Source organism: Aurantiacibacter sp. D1-12 (genome assembly GCF_028858515.1).
Taxonomy (GTDB): Bacteria; Pseudomonadota; Alphaproteobacteria; order Sphingomonadales; family Sphingomonadaceae; genus Alteraurantiacibacter.
Map to the genome: position 1 here is coordinate 137,440 of NZ_JAPJZJ010000003.1, position 23,057 is coordinate 160,496.

The following is a 23,057-nucleotide window of genomic DNA, read 5'->3' on the forward strand; positions in this document are numbered from 1 at the left end:
GCACCAGCGAAAATGTGAACGTTCATTTTTTAGGGTTGTGAACGCTCACATTCTTGGTATGTCACAGACTGATTCCTCGTGTGAGGATCACTTTGGTGCCGATGATGAGGTCGCGTAACGGCTCGCATCGTAGGGGAGAATACAGTGCGCAAATCCATGATTACGCCCGCAAGCCGGGTTCGCTCGCTCGCTACCGTGTCCAGCATCGCGCTGTGCGCGGCCGTTCCGCATGCTGCTTTCGCGCAGGATGCGGACACGGAAGAGCAGGAAGAAGTTTCTGACGACAACGTTATCATCGTAAGCGGCATTCGTGCTTCGCTCGAAAGCTCGCAGGACTTCAAGGAAAACGCCGACACCGTCGTCGACGTGATTACCGCCGAAGATATCGGCGCGCTGGCAGACCGTTCGGTTGCCGAAGCGCTGCAGCGTGTTCCGGGCGTGAACATCAGTCGCTTCGAACAGCGTGATGACCCTGACCGTTTCTCGGTCGAAGGCTCGAATGTCATCATTCGTGGTCTGCCCTACGTGCTGGCCAACCTGAACGGCCGTGACGTGTTCTCAGCCAACGGTGGTCGTACGCTGAACTTCAACGACGTTTCGCCTGAGCTCCTCGGTCGCGTCGAGATCTACAAGAACGTATCGGCTGACATGATCGAGGGTAACATCTCCGGTCTCGTCAACCTCGTCACGCGCAAGCCGCTCGACAACCCCGGCTTCAACATCGCCGGCACCCTGGAAGTGAACTACGGTGACATGGCTGAAGAGTGGTCGCCCGGTTTCTCTGGCCTCGTTTCGAATACCTTTGATTCGGGTATCGGCACCTTCGGCCTCCAGCTCGGCTATTCGCAGCAGGAGCTGGTGACGCGGACCGACGCTTCGCAGCTGACGGACCCTTGCTATCGTGCTGACACGCTGGATAGTGGCTGTCTGCGTGTCGTGAACGTTGGCTCTGGCGGCTATTTCGGTGATCCGAACTTCGACGCAACCAACTTCCCGCCTGCCGGTACAGTCATCGCGCCGAAGGGTGCAGGCGTCCGTACCACCGGCCTGACCCGTGATCGTCGCGCTTTCTCGGCTGTCGGCCAGTTCGAAAGCCTCGACGGCGGCTTCCTCGTCACGATGGAATACCTGCGTGCGGAAACCGAAGCGACGATTAACGAATTCGCGGTTCTTGGCCTCGTCAACGATGATGGCCTGTTCCCGGTGCAAGCCGACGGTTCCACCTGGACGTTCGACCAGAACGGCGTGTTCCAGACCGGTGTCTTGACGCAGCTGCAGCCGTTTAACGGCAATGCTGCCGGCGGCATCCCGACCGAGCTTCTGCGTTTCCAGCGTGAAGACGAAGCCTTCACTGAAGACTTCTCGATCGATGTCGACTTCGAGCTTACAGATCGTTTCCGCGCCAACTTTGAAGGCCAGTATATTTCTTCGGGTCGTACCGAAGACGGCTTTATCTCGGCGATGCAGACCTACACCGATATTGCCATCGACAATACCGGCGAGACGCCGCAGGTTCAGTTCCTTGAGCCGGGCACGGGTGCTTCAAACGCAGCATACTTCAACGATCCGGCACGCACTTTCTACTGGTTCCTGCTCGACAATCAGGTCGACAACGAAGGCGATCTCTACAGCCTGCGCGGTGACCTTGAGTATGACCTGTCGGACGACGGCTTCTTCCGCACGGCGCGCTTCGGTGCACGCTGGGCAGAGCGTAACCGCGTTTCGCGCAGCGCCAACTTCTCCAACTGGGGCAACCTTGGTGCTCCGTGGACGGGCCGCGGCGGTAACTGGAACTGCGGCGACTTCCAGGCCTTCGGCTGTGGCGGCGCCTATGTGTTCGACTTCCCTGAGTCGGCCAACGTCCGTAACCCGTTCGGAGACAGCTTCCAGCGCGGCAATGCGCCGACCCCGCTGGGTGACGGTTCTGCCTTCTTCTTCGGCGGCGACAACACCGTTGCCGATTACCTGAGCGGTGACATTACCCGCCAGGCGAACGAAATCACTGCATTCACCCTGACGCCAAACGCCTGGTTCCCGATCAGCGCGCGCGGTGGTCTGGTAGACGGTACGGTCTTCCTGCCCGGTGAAATCTCTGACGTGAGTGAAGAAACGAAGGCCTTCTATGGTCGCCTCGATTTCGGCACCTACTTTGCGAATGGCTGGGAGCTGTCGGGTAACATCGGCCTCCGTTATGTCGAAACGACTGTGGAGAGCGAAGGGGAAATCAACTTCCCGTTCGGCAACTTCTTCGATTCCGACATGAACGGTGTAGTGACGGGCGACGAAATTCGCGCTGCCTGCGCCAATGTCCAGCCAGGGCAGCAGGCGCCGGGGTATTGTTCGCTGAGCACTGCGCGCCAGGATGAATTCGCTTCCGCGTTCACCGGTGAAGTGATCGACGACAGTAATGACATTGTCTTCGAAAACTGGCTGCCTAGCTTCAACGTGAAGCTGGACTTCGGTAGCGGACTGCTTGCGCGTTTCGCGTTCTCGCAGGGCATCCGACGTCCGGATCTGGCGGCATTCCGCACGGGTGGTTCGATCTTCGACAACACCCGCGCGCTTGAAATCGCCGGACCGGATGCGCTTGCCAACGGACCGCTGTTTGCGATCTTCACCGGCAACCGTCTGCTGCGTCCGATTGAATCGGACAACTATGACTTCAGCCTCGAATACTATTTCGATGATGTGGGCTCGATCACAGCAGCTGTGTTCCAGAAGGACTTCCGCAACCTTGACGGCTTTGGCCCGACGGTCCGTCCGTTCACCAGCCCGTCGGGCGTGACGGTCGATGTTGAAGTCAACGGTCCGCTCAACTTCGGCGAAGCCACGCTTCGCGGTGTAGAACTGGCCTATCAGGACGTCTGGGAATTCCTGCCCGGTCCGCTGCAGCACTTGGGTGGCCAGTTCACCTACACCTACATCGACTCGCAAGATTTCTCGTCTTCGGGTGACGTGTTCGGTGATCTGCCGCAGCCCGGTGTTTCGGAGCACACGGTCAACGCAACGCTGTTCTACGAAGTCGATGGGTTCTCGGCCCGTGCCGCCTACAACTGGCGCTCGGAGTTCCTGCAGACCCCGCGTGACGTGATCTTCCCGTTCTCGCCGATTTACGGTGAAGCCACGGGTCAGCTCGACGCATCGATCTTCTATGATCTCACCGATAACCTGAAGATCGGTGTGCAGGGTGTGAACCTGCTTGATGAGGTGACGCAAACGAGTTCGGTCGTTGATTTTGACGGCAACCGGGTCATCCGGTCTGCTTATCGCAACGATCGTCGTTTCACCTTCCTTGTCCGGTTCGACTTCTAAAGTCGGAGCTCCTTCGGATAAGATGGGACCTTATGGGCTCCGGTGTGTTTTGCGCGCCGGGGCCCATTTTTCTGTGGCGCAGGGTGCTTGGCTTTGCGTAGACAGGTTACGGGATGGGTATGCAATGCGATTGAATCACTGGATTTCCGGTGCCGGGATTGCCGCGAGCTGCTGGCTCTTGGCGGCCTGCGGCGATGGCGCGGCTGAGCAGGCGGACGCTGCTGCGGGTGATGGCTGGCGGCTTGTGTGGTCGGATGAGTTTGACGGAGACACGCTCGATACCGCGGCGTGGAACCGGATCGAAGATTGCTGGGGCGGCGGTAATGAAGAGCGTCAATGTTACACCGCACGCGCGGAAAACATCGCCGTTGAAAACGGGCTTCTCGTCCTGACGGCGCGTGAGGAAGAGTGGAGCGGGAATGCCTGGCCGCCGCATATGGCTCCGTTTCAGGATGACCCAGATGCGCAGGCGACCAAGCCCTTCACATCGGGCAAGATCACCACTGCCGGGAATTTCGGCTGGACCTATGGTCGCTTTGAAATGCGGGCCCGCCTGCCGCAGGGTCAAGGTACGTGGCCCGCGTTCTGGATGCTTCCCGAAGACGATACCTACGGAACCTGGGCCTCTGCTGGCGAGATTGACATTCTCGAAGCGGTGAACCTGGGTGTCGAGTGCGATGCCGATTGCGAAGAGGGCGGTGAGAACACGATTCTGGGCACTCTTCATTTCGGTGGCGAATGGCCCGACAACGAGCTCTACAGTACCGAAGTGGAGCGCCCGGCCGTGCTCGATGGCGAATTCCATACCTATGGGCTTGTGTGGGAAGAAGGCCGCTTCACCTGGACTTTCGATGGCGAGCCATTTGCCACTGCCGAGGCGGAGGACTGGTTCACCACCGCCAGCGATGATCCGAACGCGCCGTTTGATCGACCCTTTCACCTTATCCTGAACCTTGCCGTGGGCGGAGGTCTTGCCGAAGGGCGCGCGCTTGGCGGCGTCTCGAACGAAGGTTTCTCCAAGCAAATGGAAGTTGACTGGGTTAGAGTCTGGCAGTGTGATACGGACCCCGAAACCGGACGTGGCTGCATGGGGGGCAGCTGACATGGCACGCAGAAGACAATCAGTTACGATCAAGCACGTTGCTGCGGATGCAGGCGTTTCCCTGCAAACGGTTAGCCGTGTGATCAATAACGAAGCCAATGTCCGCCCAGAGATGAAGGAGCGGGTGCAGGCCTCGATCGACAAGCTGGGGTACGTGCCATCAATCGCTGCTCAACGGATGAGCGGATCGCGGTCTTACCTTATTCTCGCTCTCAATGACCGCGAACGCACAATCGAGGCGTGGAAAGCACGCGAAGGTAACGACTGGGTCGACCAGATGCTGATGGGCGGGATGCTCAAATGCGCCGAACACGGATACCGCCTGATTTTCGAGCTGGTCGATACGCACGATGATAATATCCAGCGCGAGCTCAAGGGTGCGATTGCAGCCTTGCAACCGGACGGGGTGCTCCTGACGCCCCCGCACTCAGATAACCCTTTGATCACCGACCTGCTCGAAGCGCACAAGATTCCCTTCGCCCGGATCGGTTCGCGCGCCAATGGCGGCAGCATTTCGCTGACGATGGCTGACAGCCGCATGGCGGCGATGGCGACGCAGTACCTGATCGACAAGGGGCATCGCCGGATCGGGATGATCGCCGGGCCGGAGAAATATGCTGTCAGTAACCGCCGCAAGACGGGCTGGAAACGGACGATGGAAGAGTCCGGGCTGCTGACGGAAGGCCTTTGCGAACGCGGGGACTTCTCTTTCGAATCCGGGGAAGAGGCGGCGCATATCATGCTCACCCGCAAAGAGCGCCCGACAGCCATTATCGCGAGCAATGACCAGATGGCGATGGCGACCAACGCAGTGGCGCAAGCGCTGGGCCTGAAAGTGCCCGGCGATCTTTCGCTGATCAGTTTCGACAACACGCCCGTAGTTCGCTTTGTGCAGCCCGCGCTGACGGCGATTGACCAGCCCATTGCGGAAACCGTTGGTCGGGCAGTCGAGCTGCTGATCATGGCGCAGCGGGGCGAGGAGCTGCCGGCAATGCCTATCGTGATCGAAGGCGCTTTGATCGAGCGCGAATCCGTTGCCAGCCTCAAGACGGCGGTTGATGCCTGAGACCGGGGTAGAAGACGCACAGGCCGAACGGCAGTCTCTACGCTTCCTGCTTCTCTATGCGCTGGCGGTTGCCGGCGGGGCAGTCGCCTATGTGCCTTTTCTCACCATTCTCCTGCCTGTCCGCATTGAGGCGATGGCAGGTGCGGAAAGCGTGGCGTGGCTCGCCTATCTCGCGTTTGCCGGCGCGATAGCTGCAAGCGTTGCGAATATCGGCTTTGGCTGGTTGTCGGACATCCTGCGTGGCCGCAAACCGCTGATCATGGCGGGGCTGTTTCTGAGCAGCGCGCTGCTCGTGGCCCTTACCGCCGCAGCTACGCTAGAGCTCCTGCTCGGCCTGCTAATCCTCTGGCAACTCGCCCTCAACATGATGCTCAGCCCGCTGGCGGCATGGGCGGGTGACACCGTGCCTGATCACCAGAAAGGTATGCTCGGCGGCCTGCTCGCATTCGCTCCGGCGATGGGGGCTCTGTCGGGCGCAGTCGTCACGCTTCCCGGATGGATCGAGGCGGACATGCGCATGATCGTGGTGGCGGTCCTCGTGGTCCTGTGTGTTTTGCCGGTCATGATCTGGGGCAAGCCTTCGGCGTTTCCCCAATTGATGCAGCCCAACGAGATAAAGGCCGGAGATGAGGAGCACTCCCGGCCCCGGCGAATTGTTGTCCGCATGTGGGCTGCGCGCTTGCTGGTCCAGATCGCCGAGGCGGCACTGTTTGCATATCTCTATCTCTGGCTGCGCAGTATTGATCCGCGCATTGCCGATAGCCACGCCGCGCAGGTGTTCTTCCTGGTGTTGCTGATGACTGCCCCGGTCAGTCTGCTCGTTGGACGATGGACCGACCGCAATGATCGCCCCATCCTGCCGCTTGGTATTGCCGCGGCGATCAGTGCTTTGGCATTGCTGGCGATGGCGCTTGCGCCCAACCTGGTTCTGGCGCTTGCCGGCTATGCCGCATTCGGGCTGGCATCGCATGTTTTCCTGTCGCTCCATTCGGCACAGACGCTTCGCGTGCTGCCACAACCCAAAACGCGCGGGCGCGATCTCGGCATATTCAATCTGACCAACACCATTCCTTCGCCCATCATGTCGGTGCTGACACTCATGCTCGTCCCGATCTTTGGCTTCTCCGGACTGTTCTTTCTTCTCGCCGGACTGGCCGGACTGGCGGCCATCATCCTGCTTTCGGCAAGGCCCGTGGGGCAAACTTCTCAAATAGGCGCTTGAATTGCCCGACATCCGGTGTAAAAACACCAATTGAGAACGTTCTCAAAGAACGGCATTGAGAGAGGAAATCATGCGGTCGGGGTCTAAATTTCGTGCGACAGTTGCTGCGGCAGTGTTGAGTGTCAGCCTGATTGGGTGCGACGCAATGTCCTTCGGTTCGCAAGCGACAATCGCCGAATCTACGGTGGCTTACGAGGATGAGGACGCGTTCATCGCCGATCTAGTCTCGCGCATGTCGCTGGAACGCAAGATTGGCCAGCTAATCCAGCCGCAAATCAACTCATTCACGCCAGAGGACATGGAGCGCTACCGTTTCGGCAGTTACCTCAACGGCGGAAACGGCGGCCCCTATGGTGACGAGTTTGCGCCGGCATCGGAATGGCTGCGTTACGCAGACGAAATGTACGAAGCCTCTATCGAGCCGCTGGATGATGGCGAGCCGATCATCCCGACGATGTGGGGCACCGATGCTGTCCACGGCCACACGAATGTCGTGGGTGCCACCATTTTTCCGCACAACATTGCGCTGGGCGCGGCGGGCGATGCAGACCTTGTCCGCAGGATCGGCCACGCGACGGCAATCGAGATTGAGGTCACCGGCATTGACTGGAACTTCTCGCCGACAGTTGCGGTCGCGCAGGATGATCGCTGGGGCCGCACATACGAGAGCTATTCGGAAAATCCCGAACTCGTCGCCGAGCTGGGCGCAGCGCTGGTCGAGGGGTTGCAGGGCGAGCGGGGCAGCGATGGCTATCTAGGCGAAGGCCGCGTCATTGCGACCGCCAAGCACTTCTTCGGCGATGGCGGCACGGAACAGGGCGTCGACCAGGGCGATGTAAACGGTGATATCGATGAACTGATGGCCGTGCACGCGGTCCCATATCCGGCAGCTATCGATTCCGGCGTCGAAGCGATTATGGCGAGTTTTAACTCGATCAATGGCCGCAAGATGCACGGCAACGAAGAACTGCTGACCGAAGTGCTGCGCGGCGAAATGGGCTTTGACGGCCTTGTCGTGGGTGACTGGAACGGTCACGGGCAGGTGGCCGGATGCACCGTTACCGATTGCGCGCAATCGCTGATGGCCGGTCTCGATATCTACATGGTGCCGGACGACTGGCGCGAACTGACCGAAACGCTGATCGCACAGGTCAATGACGGCACCATCCCGATGGAACGGGTGGACGAAGCCGTGACACGAGTCCTTCGTGTGAAGTACCGTGCTGGCCTGCTTGCCCCAGAGCCCTTGCTCCCGTCGGAGCGCGGCCTGGCAGGGCAGTTCGATCTGCTCGCTTCCGATGAACACCGGGCGCTTGCACGTGAGGCGGTGGCCCGCTCGCAGGTTGTCCTGAAGAATGACGGGGTTCTTCCGCTCGCTTCTGGGGCCAATGTCCTGGTGGCAGGTCTGGCGGCAGACGATATCGGCCAGGCTGCCGGCGGCTGGACGCTCGAATGGCAGGGTGGTCTCGAAGGGGAAATGGGCGCCGACGAAGGCATTGCCGACGAGATATTCCCCAATGCGACATCGATCTGGGAAGGTATCGAGGAAGCTGTAACCGCCGATGGTGGAACTGCTACGCTTTCGCCGGACGGCAGCTTTGACAATCGGCCGGACCTTGCGATCGTGGTGTTTGGCGAAGAACCATACGCCGAATTCGCCGGTGACCAGACTGATCTGGTGTTCCGCAATGAAGAAGGGCTTGGGCTGCTCCGCGGCTTTCAGGAGCAGGGCATTCCGACGGTTGCTGTCTTCCTGTCGGGCCGTCCGATGTGGATGAACCGGGAGCTCAATGCTTCCAACGCCTTTGTGGCAAGCTGGCTGCCTGGCAGCGAGGGCGCGGGTATTGCCGATGTCCTGACGGGCGCAGTTCCGGCGACGGGGCGTCTGTCCTTCAGCTGGCCGGCCAATTGCGGCGGTACACCTGTTAACGGGTCATCCGGGGCGCTCTTCGCTTTCGGCTACGGCAATTCGCTCGATCAAGCAGCTCCGCTGCGTCAGCTGAGCGAAGAATGTTCGGCACTGATGGTTGGCCCTTCAAGCGACATCTTCTCCTCCGGCCGTTTGGGCGATGGTGTAACCGCCAATGTCGTTGGCGGAGGCGCGCTTCCCAATCTGGTCGGCAGCGAGGGCGGCGTGCGTGCGCGCGGCTATGACCGCGATGCGCAGGAAGACTCGCGTGAAATCACTATGGCAGCCGGCTCCAGCCTGGCGATCACCCAGGCAGAGAGCAGCGGCGGTGCATGGCGCATCACCTATGAGGTGGTTACCCGTCCGACGGGGGGCATGGCCATCCGGTCCGGGAATAGCGGTGCTGCGATGAGCAACGTCGATGTGCGTCTCCAGTTCGAGAACGCGCAGGGCAAGGGCTTCCGCGAAATGGTCATCACCGGCCAGTGTGTCGACAATCTGGGGGACACAATCACCTTTGTAAGCGAAGGCGAGATCACCTTCCGCATTTCCGATATTCGGCGCGAAGACTTGCCCGACAATACGGAATGCTCTTTCTAAGAGTAGGTCGAGAGAGCGTAATATTCGGGTCCTGCAGGCTGTCCGGAGAGGCAGTCCGCATTTGGGGAGAAGAAAACAATGGCACTTGAGACGATCGATATCGTCATCATCGTCGGCTACGCGCTGGCGCTGTTGGGGATCGCACTCGCGGTTTCGCGTCAGCCTGCTGACCATGATCGCAATACCGAGGATTACTTCCTTGCGGGCCGCGCGCTGCCGTGGTGGGCGATCGGCGCATCGCTGATCGCATCCAACATTTCGGCAGAGCAGATTATCGGCCAGTCGGGACAGGGCTTTGCCGTCGGCATAGCAATTGCCGCCTATGAATGGCAGGCCGCACTGGTCCTGTTGATCGTGGCAAAATACTTCTTGCCGATCTTCCTCAAGCGCAAGATTTATACCATGCCGCAGTTCCTCGAACAGCGGTATGGCAGCGGCGTGAAGACGCTGATGAGCGTGTTCTGGGTTGCCCTCTACACGGCTGTGAATCTCACCACGGTGCTTTGGCTTGGGGGCCTTGCTGTCAGCGCTCTGACAGGTTGGGGCGTCTTCGGATCGATGGCCGCGCTTGCGGGCTTTGCAGCGCTCTACTCGCTCTACGGTGGCCTCAAGGCGGTTGCCCTGACCGACATTATCCAGGTTGTCGTGCTGATCATCGGTGGCTTTGCCATCACGTGGATCGCACTCGACATGCTGCCCGGCGCCGATGGTGCGATGGCGGGCCTAGGTATGCTGTATGAGGAAATGCCGGGTCACTTCGAGATGATCCTGGATGAGAACCACGCGGCCTACAGCAACCTTCCGGGTATCTGGACGCTCCTTGGCGGCCTATGGGTGCTGCACTTCAGTTACTGGGGCTTCAACCAGTATATCATCCAGCGCGCGTTGGGTGCGGAAAGCCTTCCGGAGGCGCAGAAAGGCCTCGCCTTCGCCGCCTTTCTGAAGATCCTGGTGCCGTTTATTGTCGTCATCCCCGGCATCGCCGCCGTGGTGCTGGCGCAGAACGGCATGCTCGATAGCGGAGCCCTGACCGAAACTTCGGACAATACCTATGGTCAGTTGATGTCGGTTGCACCGGCGGGGCTGCGTGGTCTCGTCTTCGCAGCACTGATTGCGGCTATCGTGTCGTCGCTTGCATCGATGATGAACTCGATCTCGACGATCTTCACGATGGACCTCTACAAGGCGCAGAAGCCAAACGAAGCGGAGACGCACTATGTAACCGTTGGCCGCGTGACTGCCTTTGTGGCGATGGGCATTGCACTGCTGCTTGCACAGCCGTTCCTCGGTGGTTTCGACAGCGCATTCCAGACGGTTCAGGAATACACGGGCTTTATCGCGCCGGGTATTGTGGTGGTCTTCCTGCTCGGTTTCTTCGACAAGAAGATGAACACTGCAGGGGCCTACGTGGCCTTGCTTGGCTCGGTCGCCGTCAACGTGGCACTGAAATTCGGCTTGCCCGATGTCCCGTTCATTATCCGAATCTGGTTCGTGTTCCTTGGCGCTGTTCTGGCCGCGATGGTCGTATCGCGCATGACGGGGGCTCCGGATGAGGAGCAGACCGTCAATCTCAAGGACATCGGCTTTGCAACCACGATGCTGTTCAACACATTGTCACTGATTGTGATCGCGATCCTGATCGGGCTCTACGTGGTTCTGTGGTAAGGGGGAGGGCGGCGTCCTGCGGGACGTCGCCCAACTGTTTCTGCTCGGACGGGAGCAACAAAATGGGCGGGACGTTAGCTGACATCCCGCCCTTTTTCTGTGTCTGTAGAGCAGCGGGTCAGCGTCGGGCGAGAGCCTCGCCATTGACCGAACCCATGTTCATCAGCACCTGCTGGTGCGGCATCCCGTCACCACCGCGATCGACGATGATGTGCTGCCAACCGGGCGTCTGCAGATCGCGGAAGTCCTCGGCATCGGTGGAAAGCGGCTCTTCCAGAACCATGCGGTAGAACTCGCGGCGCATGTACTCGGACAGTTCGCCCGCTTCCAGTGCGCGGTCACCGTTGAGGTCAGCCCCGCCTTCCAGTGCGGCGCGGAAGATGTGGCTGATGTAGCCGCCCGCCTTCTCGCCCGTGGCAACAAGGCTCAGCACGTCCTCGTCAGAGCTGAAGATGCCCATGCGCTCGTTGCGCTGGCGCACGACCTGGTCGAAACCGCCCGCAAAGCAGGCGTCGATCACCAGCAGCGTGCGGGCATCAACGTCTTCCATCATCGCAGCGAGCTCATAGTCGAACAGGGCCGCGTCGAAGAGCTCGATCGTCTCGGCAGAGCCATCGCGCTCTGTCGTCATGTTCTCGACCTTCTCGCCATGGCCGCTGAAGAAGATGAGGAGCAGGTCGTCATCACCCATCGCATTGGTGATGTCGGTCAGCGCCGATGCGAAGTTGGCGCGGGTCGCCTGAGCATCCACCAGTGTTACGCTTTCAGGTGCAAGCATTCCAGAATCGCGCAGGGCAGCAGTCACACGCGTTGCGTCCTCATCGGTGCGGTTGAGCGGGCTGATCCGCTCGTAGTTCGCCACGCCCACGCTAAGCGCGAAGACACGGGCATTGCCCGAAGCCGGGCGCACTGTGCGCACATCAGCATCGGCCTCGCGGATCGTCAGCGCGTAGTCACCGGTGGCTCCGGGCGCGAAGCTACTGGCGGCGACGTGATAGGTGCCGTCCATCGGAAGGGTGACGGAAAGGCGGCTGTCAAAGCTCTCCGACACGTTGAAGTCGTCGTTCATTTCTTCGCGGCCGTCGGGGAGATAGACAGACAGCAAAGTATCAAGATCGCCGCCACCAAGGTCGAACGTCACCCGCTGCCCGGCACGGCCAGAAAAGGCATAGTAGTCGACATACTGGCCGGTGAGCGAAGTCTCGTCGCTCGGCGTCAGAGCGCCCGAAATGGTCTGACCCATCGCAATCGAAGGAGCCCCGCCAGGAACCGGATTGGCCGGATCCATCGCGGCAAGGCGATAGCGGCCGCTGCCTTGATTGCCATAAGCGGAAACGGTGATGCGATAGGTGCCGCTGGCGGGCAACTCGATGTCGAGGAGGCTGTTCAGCGTCTGTGCGCCGGGAGCATCGTCATTCTCGGCGGAGAAGCCATTGGGCCCGGTGATGCGCAGAATGGTGTCGAACGCATCGGAGCTGAGCGAAACGCGCAACCGCTGCCCCGCACGGCCTTCGATCGTGTGGGTATTGCTTGTGCCCGAGAGGCTGCCACGCAACGCAGCGCCGACTTCTAGCGCGCTGCTGGAGGACGCGGCACTTGCCCGTTGCGGCTTGCGATCCTGCTTGGTCTGTGCGGTCTCTTCGGTGCTCTTGCTAGCCGTGAAGGTCTGCGCGGCAGCAGGTGCCAGCACCAGAGCGGTGGCCATTGCGGCGGCGGAAAGATAGCCTGCTTTTGTCATTCAAACCCCCTGTTTGACGCGATTCCGTTCACCTATAGCGATGTAAAGCTGAACGAAAACCGAATGCACCGCCTCGTTTTCGGCGTTACTCGCTTTGCGCAGTCCACACCAGACGCGGCTTACGCGCAGCTTGCGCTTCATCGAGGCGTGCACGCGGAGCATGGTGCGGAGCGGTCTTCAACGCCTCGTCACCCTCCTTCGCGCGTTCGGCTAGCGAGCGCATGGACATTACGAACTGGTCGATCCCGTCCTTGCTCTCGGTCTCGGTCGGCTCGATCAGCATCGCGCCATGCACCACCAGCGGGAAGTACATGGTCATCGGGTGGAAGCCCTCGTCGATCAGCCCCTTGGCGAGATCGAGTGTGGAAAGCCCCTCGGCAAAGCCTTCGTCACCGAACAGCGCTTCGTGCATGCACGGCCCGCTGGCACCGAACGGTGCATGGAGCACATCGTCTAGGCGGCGCAGCACGTAGTTGGCGTTCAGCACCGCATCACCTGCCGCCTGGCGGAGCCCGTCCGCACCGTGGCTGAGGATGTAGGTCAGCGCGCGGGTGAACATGCCCATCTGGCCGTGGAAGGCGGTCATGCGGCCAAAGCTGCTGCCATGCTCCTCGCCAACGGTCTCTTCCTCGACGATGTGTAGGTTGCCGTCGGCGTCCTTGTCCACGAAGGGGAGTGGAGCGAACGGCGCGAGCGCCTCGGACAGCACCACCGGACCCGAGCCCGGGCCACCGCCGCCGTGCGGGGTGGAGAAGGTCTTGTGCAGGTTGATGTGCATGGCATCGACGCCAAGGTCGCCCGGACGCACACGGCCCATGATCGCGTTGAAGTTGGCACCGTCGCAATAGACAAGCCCGCCCGCTTCATGCACCGCATCCGAGATCGCCTTCATGTCACGCTCGAACAGGCCGCAGGTGTTGGGGTTGGTGATCATCACCGCCGCCACATCGGGGCCGAGCCGCGCTTTGAGCGCTTCGAGATCGACACGGCCATCGGCATTCGCCGGGATGTCCTCTGTCGTGTAGCCCGCGAAGGCTGCGGTCGCCGGGTTCGTGCCATGCGCGCTTTCGGGCACCAGCACGACCTTGCGCGCATCGCCGCGCGCTTCGAGAGCGGCACGGATGCAGAGGATACCGCACAGCTCGCCATGCGCGCCAGCCTTGGGGCTCATCGCGACGGACTGCATACCGGTCAGCTCGATCAGCCAGTGCGCCAGCTCGTCGATCACGCCAAGCGCGCCCTGTACCGTGTCGATCGGCTGCATCGGATGAACGTCGAGGAACCCGGGCATGCGCGCGACCTTCTCGTTGAGGCGCGGGTTGTGCTTCATCGTGCAGCTGCCGAGCGGGAAGAGACCGAGGTCGATCCCGTAGTTCTGGCGGCTGAGGCGCGTGTAGTGCCGGATAGTCTGCGGTTCGGAGAGACCCGGAAGGCCAATGTCGCTCTTGCGCGCAAAGTCGCCCATGCGGCTCGGCAGATCGGTGTGCGTTTCGGCAAGGTCGACGCCGTAGGTATCGCTATCGCCGATCTCGAAGATCAGCGGCTCTTCCAGCATCAGCGCCTTGTTGCCGGTGACGGTCGGGTGCGCGCCTGCGTCTTTGGCTGCCATCGGGGTTCCGGGCTTCCATCCGCTCTGATTGATCTGGCTCATGACAGCTTCTCCTCAAGAGCACAGGCAAGCGTTTCGATGTCCTCCAGCGTGGTCGTCTCGGTAACCGCAACAAGCAATCCGTTGGCATCACCATCGGGGAACAGCCGTGCGAGCGAGACACCGGCGAGGATCCCGTCTTCGGCGAGGTCGCGTACCAGCTGGCGCGCATCGCCCTCCAGCATCAGCGTGAACTCGTTGAAGAAGTGCTCGTTCAGCACCGTGGCACCCGGCACCTTCGCCAGCCGATCCGCAGCAATGCAGGCGAGGCGGTGGTTCTCTGCGGCTAGGCCTTCAAGACCTTTCTCGCCCAGCAGAGTCATGTGGATAGAGAATGCCAGTGCGCACAGTCCGCTGTTGGTACAGATGTTGCTGGTCGCCTTCTCGCGGCGGATGTGCTGCTCGCGAGTGGAGAGCGTCAGCACGAAGCCGCGCTTGCCATCGGCATCGACCGTCTCGCCGCACAGGCGACCTGGCATCTGGCGGGTGAGCTTGGGATCCGAAATCGCGAACAGGCCGAGGTACGGCCCGCCGAACTGCAAGCCGACGCCCAGCGATTGGCCTTCACCCACCACGATGTCCGCGCCGAGGTTGCCCGGAGCTTCCAGCGCGCCCAGCGCCACCGGCTCTGTATTCACGACGATCAGCTTGGCACCAACTGCATGGGTCGCATCGGTGATCTTGCGCAGATCGGGGATGCGGCCGAGGATATCGGGATATTGCACCACGACGCTCGCGGTATTCTCGTCGATCCGCGCGATCAGTCCGTCATCGTCGGGGCGCGGCGTCATGCTCAGTTCCGCCCCGGCAATCTCGTCCTCGGTGAACTTCGCCATCGTGCGCACGACTTCGGCATAGTGCGGGTGCAGCGCGCCGGAGAGAACGTGGCGCTTCTTGCGCGTAACACGCGCCGCCATGGCAACCGCTTCCCAGCACGCAGTCGAGCCATCGTACATCGAGGCGTTGGCGATCTCGCAGCCGTAAAGGCGCGCAACCTGCGTCTGGAACTCGAACAGCATCTGCAGCGTGCCCTGCGCGATTTCCGGCTGGTACGGCGTGTAGGCGGTCAGGAACTCGCCGCGCTGGATCAGGTGATCGACCGTCGCCGGCACATGATGGCGATAGGCACCCGCCCCCAGGAAAAACGCCGCGTCCGCAGCCGCGAGGTTCTTCTTCGACAGCGAGCGCATGTGCTTCTCGACAGCCATCTCGGTCGCATGCAGCGGCAGGCCTTCGATCGGCCCGTCGAGATAGAGGTCGGACGGCACATCGCTAAACAGTGCATCGACGCTGGGAGCGCCGATAACATCGAGCATCGTCGAACGATCGGCTTCAGTCAGGGGGAGGTAACGCATGGTGTTTCTCGTCATTCCAGCGGAAGCTGGAATCTCAATCCAGAACGTCCGGCCAGGCGGACAGCAGTCCCGGCTTGCGCCGGGATGACGTTAAAGGTCGTCGCAGAACGCCCTGTAGGCTGCTGCGTCCATCAGGCCTTCCAGTTCGCCCTTGTCGGCGATGGTCAGCTTGAAGAACCAGCCATCGGCTTCGGGAGAGGAGTTGACGAGTTCGGGCTCGCCTTCCAGCGCGGCGTTGCCTTCAACCACGGTTCCCGCGATCGGAGAATAGACATCGCTTGCTGCCTTCACGCTTTCGACCACGGCGGCGTCACCACCCTTGGTCAGATCAGCACCCGCCTGGGGAACTTCCACGAATACGACATCGCCCAGCTGTTCTTGCGCATAGTCGGTAATGCCGACGGTAGCGGTGTCGCCTTCAACGTCGACCCATTCATGCTCTTCAGTGAAATAACGTGCCATGCTGCTCAGGCTCCTTTGCGGTGGTATTTGTGCGGGACGAAGGGGAAGGGGACGACCTTGGCAGGCAGGCGCTTGCCGCGCACCTCGATTTCAAGCGCGGTCCCTTCCGTGGTAAATTCATTGTCGATGTAGGCCATCGCGATCGGATAGCCGAGCGTGGGCGAGAAACCGCCGCTGGTGACGGTGCCAACTGCCGAATTGTCCGAGAAGACCTGTGCGCCTTCGCGAGCTGGGAGGCGGCCATCGAGAGCGAGGCCTACGCGCTTTTGCGTGCTGCCGCCATCAAGGCGTGAAAGCGTGGCGGCATGACCCATGTAGCCGCCCGTTTCCCGCCGCGCCTTGGCGATAGCAAAAGTCAGTCCCGCGCTTACCGGATCGGTGTCCAACGACAGGTCATGGCCGTAGAGCGGCAGAGCAGCTTCAAGCCGCAGCGAGTCGCGTGCGCCGAGGCCTGCTGGCTTCACCCGCTCGTCCGCCACCAATGCATTGGCGAGGTCTTCAACGTGGCTTTCATGGATCGAAATTTCGAAGCCATCTTCGCCGGTGTAGCCTGCGCGGCTGACCCACACGTGCTGGTCGTTGAACTTGAACAGGCCTGCGGTCATGAAAGTCAGTTCGCTCACGCCCGGCACCAGCCCCTCGAGCACTTCGGCAGCCTTCGGGCCCTGCAGGGCAAGCAGCGCGAAGTCATCGAAATGGGTGAGCGTGATGCTATCATCGAGATGTTCGCGCAGGTGGGCGATATCTTCCCACTTGCAGGCGCCGTTGACCACCAGCGCCAGATGCGGCCCGGTGTTGGTGACGATAAGATCGTCAATAATCCCGCCAGCTTCGGTCAGCAGTAGGGAATAACGCATCTTGCCTTCGCCCAGATTGGCAATCCCGTTGGGCAGCAGCTTCTCCAGCTCGAGCGCGGCATTCTCGCCGGTAATCGAAAGCTGGCCCATGTGGCTTACATCGAACAGGCTGGCAGAGCTGCGCGTCCAGTCATGCTCGGCCTTGATGCCTTCATACTGGATCGGCATTTCGTATCCGGCAAAAGGCACCATACGCCCCCCCTGCGCGCGGTGCCACACGTCCAGCGGCAGCTTTTCAGGTGCCTGGTTTTCGACTTCGGTTTCGGTTTTGCTCATTGACAGGTCACTCTCAAACACAGGGCACGGTATGGCGACGCCCGCATATCGGACGCCTTCACCATGCCCCCTCTGTCTGTGGACCTGAGAGATTCCGGCGCGCCCTTGCAGAAACGCCTTACTCCTTCGGTGGCGCACGCCGTGTGGCGCGCACGCTTTCCAGAGTGCCTGTGCCAGCTGCGCGGTCCCTGTGACCTGAGAGTTTCCGGGGCGGTTGCTCCTTCGGCGCCTCCACCAAAGTGGAGAGCTCTCCCGCGCACCTGCCGGGCGACTCAGTCGCCCACCAGACAAGGGTAGGCTCTGCGGGAAAGCTGAGGCCCGGTCAATCGGCTAAAAGCGTATGGTTTGCGGAAAACCGGCCTCAAACAGCGAAGCGGTAGGCCAAGCAGGGTGCCTCAAGCAGCGAAGCGATAGGCCACAAACAGGTGGCGGAGACGGAGGGATTCGAACCCTCGATACCCCGATAGAGGTATGGTTCCTTAGCAGGGAACTGGTTTCAGCCACTCACCCACGTCTCCGGACCTGTGTGGCAGGCTGCGCGCTATAACGAGGGGTGCGGCGCGCTTCAAGAGCCGTTTCGCATCGTTTTTCTTTGCAAATAACCTGCCAAGGGATTCGGCTCACCGCAAAACGGATTCGCTTCGCCGCCTATTCATTGCTGCTTCAGGCGCGAAGGATTCTTCTAGCGCCGCAAAGCCTTGCCCATTTCGGGATCGGAGATTGGCCATGAAGACAGGTGTATCTGCTGGAATTCGAAGCGCTGCAATTGCTGCGCTGGCACCGCTGGTGGCGGCTTTTTCCGTGCCGGTCCTGGCGCAGGATATCGAGACGGTCGACCCCAATGTGGTGATTGACGGCGATCTGATGGATGTCTCTCCTGCAGAAGAAGTCACCCAGGATTCTGAAGCCGGGGCCTACGACGGGGCCTATGATCTTTCCGAGGCAACGCCGCGCTACAATACCGAAGACACGACCGGTGAGGACCAGACCGCCGACGCGCGTCCGGTGCTCGACCTGCCGCCGCTGGAGGGAGAAGAATCCGGCGAACAGATGGCTACTGTCGATACCGAGACCTTCCCGCCGCAGGACGATCCGGCAACAGTTTACGGTGAAGACGACTTGATCGGCGCGGCAGAGGGCCTGTTCGGTCGCGGAGCCGAAGGGCTGGCGGGCCTTATTCAGGATATTCTTGCCGATCAGGGTGAGCCCAACGGGTACATTGTCGGCCGCGAAGGCGGGGGCGCATTCGTGCTTGGTGTCCGCTACGGTTCGGGCACCCTCTATCACGCGATAGAAGGCAATATGCCGGTCTACTGGACTGGCCCGTCAATCGGGCTGGACGCAGGCGCCAATGCGGGCAACACCTTCGTGCTCGTCTACAACCTTTATGACACCGAAGAACTGTATGAGCGTTTCCCTGCAGGTGAAGGCCAAGCCTATTTCGTGGGCGGGTTCACCGCCAGCTACGTACGCAAGGGAGACATTGTGCTGATCCCGATCCGTGTCGGGGCAGGTCTGCGGTTGGGCATCAATGCTGGCTACCTCCGCTTTAGCCGTGAACAACGCTGGCTACCGTTCTGATCTTGGCATTCTGATAGCGGGCCTTTCGGCCTGAATAGCAATTCGCGCTGAATATCGCTGATGCAAAGCTTGCGGTGATCGCAGCGTGGAGGCATTGCGCTGTGCATGCTCAATCGACTCGACCAACAAGCCCCCGATGCGCTGCTTGCGCTGATCAAGCTCTACAATGCGGACGAGCGCCCGGACAAGATTGATCTGGGTGTCGGCGTCTATCGCACTGCCGATGGCGCAACCCCTGTGTTCAAGGCGATCAAGGGTGCAGAGCGCAAGCTGGTGGAGACGCAGGACAGCAAGAGCTACCTTGGTCCCGAAGGCGACATGGGTTTTGTCCGCGGCCTGATCCCGCATGTGTTTGGCGATGCCGCACCCGGCGATGGCCGCATGGAAGGCATGCAGACACCGGGCGGTACAGGAGCGGTTCGCCTAGCACTGTCGCTGGCCAAGAAGGCTGGTGTGAAGCGCGTCCTGATGGGCGTGCCGAGCTGGCCCAATCACGCGCAGATCCTCGACGATCTGGAGCTCGAGATGGTCGCATTCGACCATGCCAATGCCGATGGAGCCGCGAACATGGATGGCTTGCGCGCCGCGCTTGCTGACGCGGGCGAGGGTGACGCTGTGCTGCTGCATGGTTGCTGCCACAACCCGACTGGTGTCGATTACACGGCTGACGAGTGGGACGCGATTGTCGCGATCCTGAAAGATAGCCCGGTTCTACCGCTGATTGATGTCGCCTATCAGGGGCTGGGTGCCGGCATGGAGGAAGATGCCTACGGTGTTCGCGCCGTGGTATCGCATTGCCCGGAAGCGCTGGTCGCATACAGCTGTGACAAGAATTTCGGTCTCTATCGTGACCGCGTGGGGGCTTTCTACGTCATCACGACTGATGCAGATGCGACCGTGCGGGCCATCTCCAACGCCTCGGCATTGGCGCGTGCCAACTGGTCCATGCCGCCCGATCACGGCGGTGCAGCAGTACGTGTGATCCTGGAAGATCCCGTGCTCACCCAGCAGTGGCTTGATGAAGTGCAGTCCATGCGTGAACGTATCGCAGCAGTGCGCGCCAAGCTTGCTGCTTCCAGCAATGCCGGAGGAGTGAATCTCGAGCCGCTTGGTCGCCAGCAGGGCATGTTCGCCATGCTGCCGGTTTCCAAGGAACAGGTGCAGCAATTGCGCGATGATCATGGCGTTTACATGGCGGGTTCCGGCCGGATCAATGTCGCCGGGCTGACGCTGGGCAATATCGATGCCTTCGTTTCCGCGCTGAGTGATGTGGCTGGTTGAGGGGCAGCCTTCCCGGCCGTGATTGATTTGCGGATGTAAAATTGCCTAGATTGCGCTTGTCAAATGAGGAGCGCGGCAATGGAACAGAACGACCACCACGATTACGGGGCGCTGGTTGGCTGGACGTCGACACATGTGGGTGATCGCATCACGCTCCGCCTGCAAAGCGTCAACAAGCCACCGCCGCACGAGCATGACGATGTGCAATCGCAGATCTACCTGATGGATCGCAACCAGGCCGCCCAGTTGGCTAACTACCTGTTCGAAATGAGCGGTCACACCGCTCCGGACAAGCGCGGCAGGGGTTGGCTATCGCGCCTGTTTGGCTAGACAAGACGCATGTCGCTTGATCGTCAACCCAGCCTGACCGGCACACTGGTTGAGCTGCGCCCGCTGCTCGAGGAGGATTGGGACGCGCTTTTTGCCGTCGCCTCCGATTCGGAAATCTGGGCTATGCACCCAATGCATGATCGATGGCGCGAACCGGTGTTTCGCGACTTCTTCAACGATGCCCTTGCGAAAGGCGGCGCGCTGGCAGTGATCGACAGGAGCACTGGCCGGATTGTCGGATCAAGCCGGTTCGAGCGATACGATTCCGCTGATGGCGGATCGGTTGAGATTGGCTGGACGTTCCTGGCACGCGAATTTTGGGGGAAGGGGTACAATCGTGAAATGAAGCGGTTGATGCTGACGCACGCGCTTCAGGCTGTTCAACGGGTCGATTTTCGAGTTGGGGATGCAAATACACGTAGCCGACGTGCACTCGAGAAGATCGGCGCCAGACTTTCGCCCGACAGAGTCGAAAAGCCGCTGGTGCCCGGTGTCGGCATAGTCCTGCACCTGTACTACGAGATCGACCGTGAGAACTTTGCCAGCGGGCCGCTTTCTGCCTAGCTGCGAAGCGCCTGCATGCGGTGCAGGTATCGCGCGATAGTATCGATTTCCAGATTGACCTCATCGCCTTGGCCCAGCGAGCCGAGCGTGGTCACTTCGCTCGTGTGCGGAATGATGTTCAGGCTGAAATGGGCCTCGCCATCGGGCTGATCTTCCACCCCGTTCACGGTGAGTGACACGCCGTTCACGGCGATTGATCCTTTCTCCGCAATGTAAGGCGCAAGCTCTTTGGGAGCGGAGATTACGACCGAGGTCGAGGCGCCAACGGGTTGCCAGTCCACCACCTTGCCCACCGCATCGACATGGCCGGTGACTATGTGGCCACCAAGCTCGTCCCCCACGCGCAAGGATGGTTCCAGATTGATTTCGCGTCCTTCGCGCCACATGCCCTTGGCGGTGCGGCTGACCGTTTCGCCTGATACATCAACCACGAAGAAGGCATCGCCCTTGGTTCCGCCTTTCTCGACAGCGGTCAGGCACACGCCCGAGCAGGCGATACTCGCGCCGATGGCGATTGTGTCGGGGTCAAACGGGCAGGAAATGCGCAGGCGAAGATCGCCGCGTTCTTCGACGCTTTCGATGGTGCCGATGGCGATGACAATTCCGGTAAACATGGCGCGCAGTCCTATCGGGTTCGCGTATAGATTTCGAGTGTATCCTGGCCAAGCTGCCGTGTGTCTTCACACCGCCACCTGCCATGCGCCGATGCGAGATCGGGCAGAGCGAGAGGCGCAATGCCGGGCTTGCCACCAAGCAGGATCGGCGCTCGATAGATCAGCAGACGATCCACGAGGTCTGCTTCAAGGAATGCCGTTGCCGTCTGCGCTCCACCTTCGATGAAGAGATAGCGGATGTCCGCAAGTGCGCTGATCGACTCAGGCGCACTGATGGCCTGCCATCCTTCCGGTGCTTCACCTCTCGTCAGCACGATGCGTTGCGGTGAGCGTGCTTCGAGCCCATCGAGCCTTACGGTCAGCTGTGGGCCATCAGCCCGAACTGTTCCACCGCCAACCAAAATGGCATCGGCGCGCGCGCGTTCGCGATGTGTGTGTGCTCGGGCTGCCTCGCCGGTAATCCACTGACTCTCACCCGTTGCTGTGGCGATGCAACCGTCAAGTGACAGTGCGAGTTTGAGCGTGACATGTGGCCTTCCTAGCGTAAGCGCAGCTTCGTGTCCTGCTAGCCCGAACTCGTCTGCCGGTTGTCCCGCTTCGACTACCTCGATCCCGGCAGCGGCCAGACGCGTGATACCCTTACCTGCCGTTCGCGCATCGGGATCGCGCAAGCCGACAACAGCGCGCGCCAGTCCGGCCTCGCCCACCAGGTCGGCACAAGCCGGGCCACGTTCTGACTGGTGAGCGCAAGGTTCCAGCGTCACATAGAGCGTTGCACCCCTTGCAGCTTCGCCTGCCTGCTTAAGAGCAGCAGCTTCCGCGTGAGGTCTGCCGCCAGGTTGTGTCCAACCCCGGCCGACAACAATGCCATCGCGCACGATGATCGCACCGACACCGGGGTTGGGATTACTCCCAGGGCGCGCCCGTTCCGCAAGGGCGACCGCAGCCGCCAGCCAGCGGGCGTCATCAGCCTTGGGCAGCATTGGCGCAGTACTCGGCTACCGATTGGGCGAGTTCTTCTTCGCTCGGGCCTTCATCCACATTGCCCGAAGCGGCGCGCTCTGCCTCTGCCTGCGCTTCCATCTCGTCGACATCGACAAAGGTCGCGCGGCCAAGCTGGCGATACATCTCGCGGCGAAGCTCTTCGCGCTCGGCAATCCGTGCGTCGATGGCGTCCTGCAATTCCTGGTTGGCGCAGTTCTCGGCGATGATTTCGGCATCGCTACGATTTTCGTCGAGCGTAGTAATGAAGATCAGTTCGGGTCGCTCGGGAATGATCCGCGTGCCATCGGGAATCAGCGTAAAGAACAGCGCAAAGGTCGCCGCACAGGCGACGCCCAGAATCTGCCAGCGGTGCGGCGTGGGCCGCTTCCATTGCTCGGCAAAATCACCAACGGCCCGCTTGGGGGAAATACGGCGAAGGAAACGCTTCATGGGAGGGGAGATAGGCGCGTGCGGCAACTTTCGCCAGTACT

18 protein-coding genes, 1 tRNA gene and 1 riboswitch are annotated in these 23,057 nt (G+C 60.9%); of the genes, 10 read left to right on the plus strand and 9 right to left on the minus strand.

Annotated features, from left to right (window positions below):
* Window positions 1–156: 156 nt before the first annotated feature.
* The 6 genes from OOZ52_RS07620 to OOZ52_RS07645 all read left to right on the plus strand — a co-directional run bounded on the left by OOZ52_RS07620 (window position 157) and on the right by OOZ52_RS07645 (window position 10,876).
* Window positions 157–3,312: a TonB-dependent receptor gene (locus OOZ52_RS07620; protein ID WP_274697916.1), complete on the plus strand. Its 3,156-nt coding sequence runs from the start codon at window positions 157–159 to the stop codon at window positions 3,310–3,312.
* 124 nt (window positions 3,313–3,436) lie between these two features.
* A complete protein-coding gene (locus tag OOZ52_RS07625) occupies window positions 3,437–4,414 on the plus strand; it encodes a glycoside hydrolase family 16 protein (protein ID WP_274697917.1) in 978 nt (325 codons plus the stop codon).
* 1 nt (window position 4,415) lies between these two features.
* Window positions 4,416–5,480, plus strand: a complete 1,065-nt coding sequence (locus OOZ52_RS07630; RefSeq protein ID WP_274697918.1) for a LacI family DNA-binding transcriptional regulator — start codon at window positions 4,416–4,418, stop codon at window positions 5,478–5,480.
* The gene (locus OOZ52_RS07635) at window positions 5,473–6,702 is read left to right on the plus strand and encodes an MFS transporter (RefSeq protein WP_274697919.1); all 1,230 of its coding nucleotides are present in this window, start codon (window positions 5,473–5,475) and stop codon (window positions 6,700–6,702) included. Before OOZ52_RS07630 ends, OOZ52_RS07635 begins: the two co-directional genes overlap by 8 nt.
* A 145-nt stretch (window positions 6,703–6,847) precedes the next feature.
* Complete coding sequence (locus OOZ52_RS07640; RefSeq protein WP_274697920.1) at window positions 6,848–9,211, plus strand: glycoside hydrolase family 3 protein; 2,364 nt, start codon at window positions 6,848–6,850, stop codon at window positions 9,209–9,211.
* Between the two features lie 78 nt (window positions 9,212–9,289).
* Window positions 9,290–10,876, plus strand: coding sequence for a sodium/sugar symporter (locus OOZ52_RS07645; RefSeq protein WP_274697921.1), 1,587 nt, complete (start codon window positions 9,290–9,292; stop codon window positions 10,874–10,876).
* A gap of 118 nt (window positions 10,877–10,994) precedes the next feature.
* Here the strand turns inward: OOZ52_RS07645 and OOZ52_RS07650 are convergent, their stop codons facing one another.
* The 6 genes from OOZ52_RS07650 to OOZ52_RS07675 form a co-directional block, all read right to left on the minus strand.
* The gene (locus tag OOZ52_RS07650; protein WP_274697922.1) at window positions 10,995–12,614 is read right to left on the minus strand and encodes a pre-peptidase C-terminal domain-containing protein; all 1,620 of its coding nucleotides are present in this window, start codon (window positions 12,612–12,614) and stop codon (window positions 10,995–10,997) included.
* Between the two features lie 85 nt (window positions 12,615–12,699).
* Window positions 12,700–14,265: an aminomethyl-transferring glycine dehydrogenase subunit GcvPB gene (gcvPB, locus tag OOZ52_RS07655; protein ID WP_274697923.1), complete on the minus strand. Its 1,566-nt coding sequence runs from the start codon at window positions 14,263–14,265 to the stop codon at window positions 12,700–12,702.
* Window positions 14,262–15,617, minus strand: coding sequence for an aminomethyl-transferring glycine dehydrogenase subunit GcvPA (gene gcvPA / locus OOZ52_RS07660; RefSeq protein WP_274697924.1), 1,356 nt, complete (start codon window positions 15,615–15,617; stop codon window positions 14,262–14,264). The genes gcvPB and gcvPA overlap by 4 nt, the downstream gene beginning before the upstream one ends.
* A 90-nt stretch (window positions 15,618–15,707) precedes the next feature.
* Window positions 15,708–16,079: a glycine cleavage system protein GcvH gene (gene gcvH / locus OOZ52_RS07665; protein ID WP_274697925.1), complete on the minus strand. Its 372-nt coding sequence runs from the start codon at window positions 16,077–16,079 to the stop codon at window positions 15,708–15,710.
* A gap of 5 nt (window positions 16,080–16,084) precedes the next feature.
* Entirely contained in the window at window positions 16,085–17,212 is a 1,128-nt protein-coding gene (gcvT, locus tag OOZ52_RS07670; RefSeq protein WP_274697926.1) for a glycine cleavage system aminomethyltransferase GcvT, read from the minus strand.
* 172 nt (window positions 17,213–17,384) lie between these two features.
* Window positions 17,385–17,477: riboswitch (glycine riboswitch) on the minus strand.
* A 161-nt stretch (window positions 17,478–17,638) separates the two neighbouring features.
* Window positions 17,639–17,730 (minus strand) — tRNA-Ser (locus tag OOZ52_RS07675).
* 208 nt (window positions 17,731–17,938) lie between these two features.
* Here OOZ52_RS07675 and OOZ52_RS07680 point away from each other — a divergent pair.
* The 4 genes from OOZ52_RS07680 (at window position 17,939) to OOZ52_RS07695 (ending at window position 20,968) form a co-directional block, all read left to right on the plus strand.
* Window positions 17,939–18,793 carry a DUF1134 domain-containing protein gene (locus tag OOZ52_RS07680; protein WP_274697927.1) on the plus strand — a complete coding sequence of 285 codons (855 nt, stop codon included), beginning with the start codon at window positions 17,939–17,941 and terminating at the stop codon, window positions 18,791–18,793.
* A 105-nt stretch (window positions 18,794–18,898) separates the two neighbouring features.
* Window positions 18,899–20,074, plus strand: a complete 1,176-nt coding sequence (locus tag OOZ52_RS07685; protein ID WP_274697928.1) for an amino acid aminotransferase — start codon at window positions 18,899–18,901, stop codon at window positions 20,072–20,074.
* Window positions 20,075–20,152: 78 nt separating this feature from the next.
* Window positions 20,153–20,404, plus strand: coding sequence for a hypothetical protein (locus OOZ52_RS07690; protein ID WP_274697929.1), 252 nt, complete (start codon window positions 20,153–20,155; stop codon window positions 20,402–20,404).
* Window positions 20,405–20,413: 9 nt separating this feature from the next.
* Complete coding sequence (locus OOZ52_RS07695) at window positions 20,414–20,968, plus strand: GNAT family N-acetyltransferase (RefSeq protein ID WP_274697930.1); 555 nt, start codon at window positions 20,414–20,416, stop codon at window positions 20,966–20,968.
* Here OOZ52_RS07695 and OOZ52_RS07700 read toward each other — a convergent pair.
* From OOZ52_RS07700 to OOZ52_RS07710, 3 genes are read right to left on the minus strand one after another with little or no spacing between them, the layout of a single operon-like run.
* Entirely contained in the window at window positions 20,965–21,582 is a 618-nt protein-coding gene (locus tag OOZ52_RS07700; protein WP_274697931.1) for a riboflavin synthase, read from the minus strand. The two genes, OOZ52_RS07695 and OOZ52_RS07700, sit on opposite strands and share 4 nt — an antisense overlap.
* A gap of 11 nt (window positions 21,583–21,593) precedes the next feature.
* Window positions 21,594–22,565, minus strand: a complete 972-nt coding sequence (ribD, locus tag OOZ52_RS07705; protein WP_274697932.1) for a bifunctional diaminohydroxyphosphoribosylaminopyrimidine deaminase/5-amino-6-(5-phosphoribosylamino)uracil reductase RibD — start codon at window positions 22,563–22,565, stop codon at window positions 21,594–21,596.
* The gene (locus tag OOZ52_RS07710; RefSeq protein ID WP_274697933.1) at window positions 22,549–23,016 is read right to left on the minus strand and encodes a hypothetical protein; all 468 of its coding nucleotides are present in this window, start codon (window positions 23,014–23,016) and stop codon (window positions 22,549–22,551) included. Before OOZ52_RS07710 ends, ribD begins: the two co-directional genes overlap by 17 nt.
* Window positions 23,017–23,057: the final 41 nt, after the last annotated feature.

Bases quoted from the DNA above. Each gene is read 5' to 3' on its own strand.
- OOZ52_RS07635 (WP_274697919.1), top strand. From the start codon at position 5,473: ATGCCTGAGACCGGGGTAGAAGACGCACAGGCCGAACGGCAGTCTCTA.
- OOZ52_RS07620 (WP_274697916.1), top strand. From the start codon at position 157: ATGATTACGCCCGCAAGCCGGGTTCGCTCGCTCGCTACCGTGTCCAGC.
- OOZ52_RS07640 (WP_274697920.1), top strand. From the start codon at position 6,848: ATGTCCTTCGGTTCGCAAGCGACAATCGCCGAATCTACGGTGGCTTAC.
- OOZ52_RS07680 (WP_274697927.1), top strand. From the start codon at position 17,939: ATGAAGACAGGTGTATCTGCTGGAATTCGAAGCGCTGCAATTGCTGCG.
- gcvPA (WP_274697924.1), bottom strand. From the start codon at position 15,617: ATGCGTTACCTCCCCCTGACTGAAGCCGATCGTTCGACGATGCTCGAT.
- gcvT (WP_274697926.1), bottom strand. From the start codon at position 17,212: ATGAGCAAAACCGAAACCGAAGTCGAAAACCAGGCACCTGAAAAGCTG.
- gcvPB (WP_274697923.1), bottom strand. From the start codon at position 14,265: ATGAGCCAGATCAATCAGAGCGGATGGAAGCCCGGAACCCCGATGGCA.
- OOZ52_RS07695 (WP_274697930.1), top strand. From the start codon at position 20,414: ATGTCGCTTGATCGTCAACCCAGCCTGACCGGCACACTGGTTGAGCTG.
- OOZ52_RS07645 (WP_274697921.1), top strand. From the start codon at position 9,290: ATGGCACTTGAGACGATCGATATCGTCATCATCGTCGGCTACGCGCTG.
- gcvH (WP_274697925.1), bottom strand. From the start codon at position 16,079: ATGGCACGTTATTTCACTGAAGAGCATGAATGGGTCGACGTTGAAGGC.
- OOZ52_RS07685 (WP_274697928.1), top strand. From the start codon at position 18,899: ATGCTCAATCGACTCGACCAACAAGCCCCCGATGCGCTGCTTGCGCTG.
- OOZ52_RS07630 (WP_274697918.1), top strand. From the start codon at position 4,416: ATGGCACGCAGAAGACAATCAGTTACGATCAAGCACGTTGCTGCGGAT.
- OOZ52_RS07700 (WP_274697931.1), bottom strand. From the start codon at position 21,582: ATGTTTACCGGAATTGTCATCGCCATCGGCACCATCGAAAGCGTCGAA.
- OOZ52_RS07650 (WP_274697922.1), bottom strand. From the start codon at position 12,614: ATGACAAAAGCAGGCTATCTTTCCGCCGCCGCAATGGCCACCGCTCTG.
- OOZ52_RS07690 (WP_274697929.1), top strand. From the start codon at position 20,153: ATGGAACAGAACGACCACCACGATTACGGGGCGCTGGTTGGCTGGACG.
- OOZ52_RS07710 (WP_274697933.1), bottom strand. From the start codon at position 23,016: ATGAAGCGTTTCCTTCGCCGTATTTCCCCCAAGCGGGCCGTTGGTGAT.
- ribD (WP_274697932.1), bottom strand. From the start codon at position 22,565: ATGCTGCCCAAGGCTGATGACGCCCGCTGGCTGGCGGCTGCGGTCGCC.
- OOZ52_RS07625 (WP_274697917.1), top strand. From the start codon at position 3,437: ATGCGATTGAATCACTGGATTTCCGGTGCCGGGATTGCCGCGAGCTGC.